The 6,088-nt window shown below is 67.4% G+C and carries 5 protein-coding genes and 1 pseudogene; 2 read left to right on the top strand and 4 right to left on the bottom strand.

Translation table 11 applies throughout. From position 1 onward, the window contains the following. Window positions 1-63: 63 nt before the first annotated feature. Window positions 64-447: pseudogene (locus tag IEZ15_RS39265) on the top strand (hypothetical protein); the annotation flags it as partial. A gap of 152 nt (window positions 448-599) precedes the next feature. Here IEZ15_RS39265 and ltrA read toward each other — a convergent pair. Further along, entirely contained in the window at window positions 600-2,042 is a 1,443-nt protein-coding gene (gene ltrA, locus IEZ15_RS39275; protein WP_229846431.1) for a group II intron reverse transcriptase/maturase, read from the bottom strand. A 780-nt stretch (window positions 2,043-2,822) separates the two neighbouring features. On the opposite strand from ltrA, the gene IEZ15_RS39280 reads away from it, so the two are divergent. Continuing rightward, window positions 2,823-4,052: an RNA-guided endonuclease InsQ/TnpB family protein gene (locus tag IEZ15_RS39280; protein WP_229846432.1), complete on the top strand. Its 1,230-nt coding sequence runs from the start codon at window positions 2,823-2,825 to the stop codon at window positions 4,050-4,052. 51 nt (window positions 4,053-4,103) lie between these two features. On the opposite strand, the gene IEZ15_RS39285 is transcribed toward IEZ15_RS39280, so the two are convergent. The 3 genes from IEZ15_RS39285 to IEZ15_RS39295 form a co-directional block, all read right to left on the bottom strand. Beyond that, window positions 4,104-4,316, bottom strand: coding sequence for a hypothetical protein (locus IEZ15_RS39285; RefSeq protein WP_114243137.1), 213 nt, complete (start codon window positions 4,314-4,316; stop codon window positions 4,104-4,106). Continuing rightward, a complete protein-coding gene (locus IEZ15_RS45815; RefSeq protein ID WP_229846433.1) occupies window positions 4,313-4,516 on the bottom strand; it encodes a DUF6233 domain-containing protein in 204 nt (67 codons plus the stop codon). The genes IEZ15_RS39285 and IEZ15_RS45815 overlap by 4 nt, the downstream gene beginning before the upstream one ends. A 315-nt stretch (window positions 4,517-4,831) precedes the next feature. Further along, the gene (locus IEZ15_RS39295) at window positions 4,832-5,227 is read right to left on the bottom strand and encodes a hypothetical protein (protein ID WP_189281792.1); all 396 of its coding nucleotides are present in this window, start codon (window positions 5,225-5,227) and stop codon (window positions 4,832-4,834) included. Window positions 5,228-6,088: the final 861 nt, after the last annotated feature.

Consider the following 6,088-nt stretch of genomic DNA (forward strand, 5'->3'; position numbering starts at 1 on the left):
GAGTGAGTGGTCTCCGGGCTGGGATGGTGGCCGGGTTTGTTGGTCGTTCGGGAGGAGCTGGTGGTGGAGGGCGCCGGGGACGGGCCGTCGTACAAGGGGTTCCGGTTCCCGGCGGAGGTCATCTCCCACGCAGTGTGGCTGTACCACCGCTTCCCGCTCTCCTTCCGCGAAGTCGAGGAGCTGCTCCTGGCCCGCGGGATCACCGTCTCGCATGAGGCGATCCGCCGGTGGTGCGACCGCTTCGGCCTCCGGTACGCGGCCGCCCTGCGCCGCCGCCGGCCCCAGGCCGGCGACAAGTGGCACCTGGACAAGTTGATCACCGCGTTGCGGCGCGAGGGGGCGGACCCGGTCCGCAAGGGCCGGCCCTGGAGCCTGCCGCTTGAGGACCGCGTCCTGCTGGTCGCAGCCTCACCGGACCGCAGGCCAACCACCCGAACAACCAAACCGAACACACCAGAAAGCCACGCCCATCAGTAGGGGTCGGACCGGGGCGCGGTACTGGCCTTGTGACCAGCCCGTTTCCCCGGCCCGCCCTCCGCACCGGACATGCGACTCTCACCGCATCCGGCGCTCCACGGACTCCGTTGGGACCGCGCGGTTCACACCGTCGCGGCCTTCGCCCACGGTGTCGGGATGCTGTATCCACGCCAGCGATAGCGGGTCATCTTCACCCGCTGCGGGACAAACAGCGTGATCCCATCCTCCGCGGGCTGCCAACCGGGCTCGCCGGTCAAGTAGCGGCGCCGCAGAGTCCTCCAGTCGATCCCGGGATGCTGCTTCCTCAGCCACAACGTCACCCGACGCCAGCAGAAGTCGTCGAGATAGTGGAACGTGGCTGTGGACGACCCGAACCGGAAGTAGTAACACCATCCCCGCACCGCCGAGTTGAGCTGGCGGAGCAGGTCGGCGAGAGTACGTTGACCTCTCTTGTTCGTCACCGCCCGCACCTTGCCCGTGATGGGGGCCAGTGCCTTCTTCGACGGATAGGTGTAGACGTAGTGCTCGCTGGTGCCCTTCTTGCGCCTCCGCTGGATGTGAAAGCCGAGAAAGTCCAGCCCCTCATCGATATGGCAGACCCGGGTCTTGGCCACGGACAGGCGGAGCCCCAGAGGGGCGAGCACGGCCGTGACCTCCCCCCACAGCGCGTCCGCGTGAGCTCGGGCGCCGCACACCATGATCAGAAAATCGTCCGCGTAGCGGACGATCCGGTGTGTGGCACCCCCGCGTCGGCGGTGTGCTGTCCGCCTGCCACCGTTGCCGTGAGCGTCCCACTTGGCGCAGAAGTGTTCATCCAGCGCCGAGAGGGCGATGTTCGCCAACAGCGGCGAGGCGATGCCGCCTTGGGGTGTGCCGGTGTTCGTGTCCCTGGTCTCGCCATCGGCGGACATGATGCCCGCCTTCAGAAACGCCTTGACCAGGGCGAGAACCCGCTTGTCTCCGACTCGTCGGCGCATCCGCTCAAGGAGAGCGGAGTGTGCGATGTTGTCGAAGCACGCTTCGATGTCCGCATCCAGCACCCAGTGGTAGCCCTTGGTGCCGAAGTGGTGCACCTCAGCGATCGCGTCATGGGCTCGTCGTTCGGGGCGAAAGCCGTAGCTGACCGGCTTGAAGGACGCCTCGAAGATCGGCTCCAGGACCAGCACGAGCGCGGCTTGCACGAGCCTGTCCATCGCGGTGGGAATCCCCAGCCTCCTGAGCTTTCCCCCGCTGCCCGGCTTGGGGATCATGCGCTCCCGCACCGGCAGATGGGTGAACGTGCGGGCCTTCAATTGCTCCCGCGTGTTCTTCAGGAAGGCCACGATGTCGGCATCGTCGGCGATGAAGGCCGGGATGACCCGGTCCACGCCGGCGGTGCGCGCGCCCTTGTTGCCCCTCACCCTCTCCCACGCAACGGTGAGGAAGTCGGGGTGATGGACAAGGTTGTAGAGATCAAAGAACCTGCGGTCGGGATCACCGACCGCCCATTGGTGCAGCTTGGTCTGCATCCGTCGTACCCGCAGCCAGGCCCCATCGGGGTCGGGCCACAGATCACCGGTATTCACCAGCGTCTCCGTCCATTGCAGTTCCTCAACTACCTGAATCCGCTGGGCTGCTTCGCCATGTGGACGGCTTTCCCGCCCCATCGCACCTGGAGAGTGCACTGAGACGAAAGCTTCGAGGTGGTTCCCACGTTCACTGTGATCCGCTCGTCGGGTGAGGCGGCCAGCTTTGCCCCTGCGGCATCGCCACGGTTACGCCGCAGTCCTTCTCCGTGGCCTCCCGACCGGCAAGATCAATCCGATCCAGGAGTTCCTGCCCATACGGGCAGTGCGCACCGCGATCCAGCCCAGATCCACCGGGTTTGAGCTGGCGGAGGTCTTGAGGGGCTTTACACCGCTGGTTCCTCGCGTCCACCTTCCCGTCTCGTTTGCCGGACCCGCACCGTACGGTAGTTCCGGTGCGTCCCGTCGTTGTCGGGGCTGCTCTCCACCAGACCCGGCCGACTCGCCGGGCCCAGCTACCCCCTGCTTCTGTCGTCCCGCTGCGACGGGGCGACGGTGCGGGTCTCACACCCGCACGCGGATCACAGCGCCTCGTGGCGCACGGTCTCCCACCTCCACTCGAACCAACAGCGCCTCACGGCGCAAACGGAAAGCGAGCCAGAACCCAAGATCGCGAACAGGGCCAACGCGCTCTTCATCACCGCTGCCCGCGACAACATCCCCCGCCGCATCGCCAAAGTCAGGCTCCTACGCCGACAACTGGAGGACACCGTCGCGAAGGACGATCAAGAAGGAGAGTGATCCACAACTATTGACTATTACTCCATCGTGGCCCGGCTCGTGCTGTCGCCTGCAGAGGCGTTGAGGATCGATGGCCAGGCGCACGCGGCCCGCACCATGTGGAACCTGCTGCACGCCTGGTGGCAGATGATGCCGAAGGAAAAGCGGACTCTCGGACACGCGGATGCCGCCGTTCGACAGGCCCGCAAGGACATCGGCTTCCTTGCTGTCCTTCCCGCGCAGGCCGCGCAAGCAGTACTCAAGACGTACTTCCAGGCGTGGAAGAACTGCTGGGAGGGCCGCGCCGACGCCCCGAACTTCAAGGGCCGGTTGCGCACGGTGATGTCCGTGGACGTCCCTCAGGGCCGGGACCTGAACATCGTGCGCGTGCACCGCCGCTGGGGCATGGCCAACATTCCCAAGGTGGGCCGGCTCCGGTTCCGGTGGACCAAGGACCTGCCCGTGGGCAAGCACGCAGGCGTGGAGAACCGGATCACCGGGGCACGGCTGGTCAAGGACGCGCTCGGCTGGCACATCGCCTTCCGTGTCCGGAGCGTTGAGGTCAAGCCCGAGCCCCACCAGGGTCCGGAAGTCGGCATCGACGTGGGCGTCACCGTGCCCCTCGCCCTCTCGGACGGCGAGACGTACGAGCACGGCGAATGGCTGACGGAGAAGGAGAAGGCCAGGCTTCTGCACCTGGAGCGGCGTGCCGCGCAGCGCAAGCAGCACCGCAAGCCCGGCGAGCGCACCAGCCGCCGGCTGCACCGCACCTACGACCAGATCGCAGGACTCCGGGCGAAAGCCAAGCGCAGGGCCCTGGACTGGCAGCGCCGGACGACCACCGCCATCGCCCGCACATACGGCACCGTCGTGGTCGAAGCACTCACCATCACGAACATGGTCAAGTCGGCCAGGGGAACCATCGAGGAGCCGGGGAAGAACGTTGCCCGGAAGTCCGGGCTGAACCGCTCCATCAGCGGGGAGGCATGGGGCCGCACGGTCACCATGCTGACGTACAAGACCGCCCGGCTCGGCGGCACCCTGCACAAGGCCCCCGCCCCCGGCACCTCCCGACGCTGCTCGGCGTGCGGCTTCACCACGCCCGGTAACCGGGAGAGCCAGGCCGTGTTCGTGTGCAAGAACCCCGACTGCGGCTGGTCGGGCAACGCCGACCACAACGCAGCCCGGAACGTCTTGCACCTGTACCGGATGGGCCTCGCGCTCATCCCGGCTGCCGGGAGGGCAGTCGTCAGGCGTGCGAAGCGCGTCAAGCCCGCTGCCGCAAGGTAAGCAGGAATCTCCCGGCTCCAGCCGGGAGAGCACTTCAAGAGGAACGCCTCATCAAGCCGGCTCATACCGATGCGCCTGGCCGCCACGCCATTCGATCCAGTACGGGTCGTCGAGGAGATGCTCGGCGTCGTAGATCCCAGCCCGCCGGAGGAATTCGACGAGGTCACTGTCATCGTGGGCGAGTCCGGCGATCTCACCGTTGATGGTGACCGCCCGGCCGCCGGTGGCCGGCGCCGGGCGGTGCACGACTATCGGGGCGCTCATGTCTTCAGGGTGCGCCAGGCTGCAGCCCACAGCACTCCGAGCTCGGTGTCGGGCCGACAGCGAGCGCAGGCCCGGATGCCTTCGGCGAGCGCGGCGAGGGCTTGCTCGCGGCTGATGGCCCGGTGACGTTTCCCGATGGAGTAGCAGTGCTCTGCGTGCACCTCGATGGGGTGGGCGCCGAGGCCGATGCTGAGCTCCATCACCCAGTCCGGTGTCGGCGGCCGTCGCTCCTCGCCCTGCTGCCGCTCGGCTTCGCGGCGCTCTTCGTCGGCTCCAGCGGTCGGTCCGGGCGAGCTGCTGCTCCTGCACTCTCCTGAGGAAGCGCAGCATGACCAGGTGCGACGGACTATCGGACATGAGTTCGATTCTCATTGCTGTGGAGTCTGCCGCGAGCTCCGCCCGTCCCCCTGCCACACTGGCCGTGGCCCCGCTGCGTCCCCCCGTCGGCGGGGCCACTCACTGCGCGTTGCGGCGGCCATCGCTGACCGATAGCGGTCGGCAGGTCGGCGGGGTTGTCACTCAGGGCAGAGCGTCGCCCGCAGCGCGGCATTCAGCTGCTTGCCTTGCGCGTCCGTCAACGGCAGGGAGTCGTTCCCGAAGCGCTGCGCCGCGAGCCAATCAGCCTTGTCGCCCCCGTCCAGAAGCGTGGCGCACTGGTTTCGCCCCGCGTCGACGGCTTTCTCCTCGTCCTCGACGAGGCGCGGGTCCACGGCCCGGATCGCGCGAAGGTAGACCTCGCGGCCGGCCCCCATCGGTTCGGGAGGAAGGCCTGCCGTCATCTCGGGGGCGGAATAGTCGGTGGCCGGCGTCGTCGCCCTCGGCGCGGGCTTCGTAACGTCCTTTTCCCCGGCCGAGCAGGCGGTGAGAGACAGTGCAGCAACAGCAGCGAGCAGGGCAGCGACGGGTCTCACGATGGCACTCCATCTGTAGGTGTGCATGGTGTGACCCGTGAGGTACGCAGATAGTTGCGCAGCCCCCAAGTGACCCCAGGCCGTTGTCATACCGGCCCGGTACCTTTGGCTCATCACATTCGCGCCCATGGCTGGGCGCAGCTACCAAGACCGCCCCGCCCGGAACAGCGCCCGGACGGGGCGGACGCGCATCAGCTGTCTCCCTCTGGCTCCGGATGCGGCACGGCCTTCTTTCGCGGCCGTCTCCAGCTCGAACCGGGACGCCCCCGCCGCCTTCAGCGTGCGCGGTCACCGCGGGCTGGAACTTCGCCGCCGCCTTCCGCCGCGGCGCCCGTGCTTCCTCCGGGTAGGGCGCGGCGAGGGCCTTGCGTTGCTCTTCAGCGGCGGAACGTTCCAGCTTGATCAGATCTTCAGGGATGTGGATTGCCACGGCCGGTTCGTAAACGGCGGCACTGACATTCAGAAACCTGCGCACGAAGACGGGCTTCCCTGCCGGTGAGCCAAAACCTTCTCGCCCAGGTCCAGGGCGACCGCCCGGATCGAGGAACATCTCCCCGGCCGCACGCCATGACGTGGGCGGTCTCCTCGCGACAGGCCAGAGCTACACACGCCCCGCCCACCACAGAGTGGGCAGCAAGCCCCGCCGTCCACGGGCATCCGGTGATTCCTTTCCGGTAACAGCATCGCCACAGACGGGTTTTCGCGGCAGGGTGTTGCGGGCAAGCCACAGGGGGCTACGGAAGAGGGGGAACCGTGATCGGGCGTTTCCCCTTGATCGTGGACACCCTGATCATTGGATCGTGAAGATCCATAGGACAGGAGTTCCCGTTGGGGACATCGAAGTACTCGCCTGAGTTCCGG

This window comes from Streptomyces atratus (assembly GCF_014648655.1).
GTDB classification, from domain to species: Bacteria; Actinomycetota; Actinomycetes; order Streptomycetales; family Streptomycetaceae; genus Streptomyces; species Streptomyces atratus.

What these genes read in the sequence shown, in the direction of transcription:
- IEZ15_RS45815 (WP_229846433.1), bottom strand. Translation starts at nt 4,516, where the DNA reads ATGGAGCTCAGCATCGGCCTCGGCGCCCACCCCATCGAGGTGCACGCA.
- IEZ15_RS39285 (WP_114243137.1), bottom strand. Translation starts at nt 4,316, where the DNA reads ATGAGCGCCCCGATAGTCGTGCACCGCCCGGCGCCGGCCACCGGCGGC.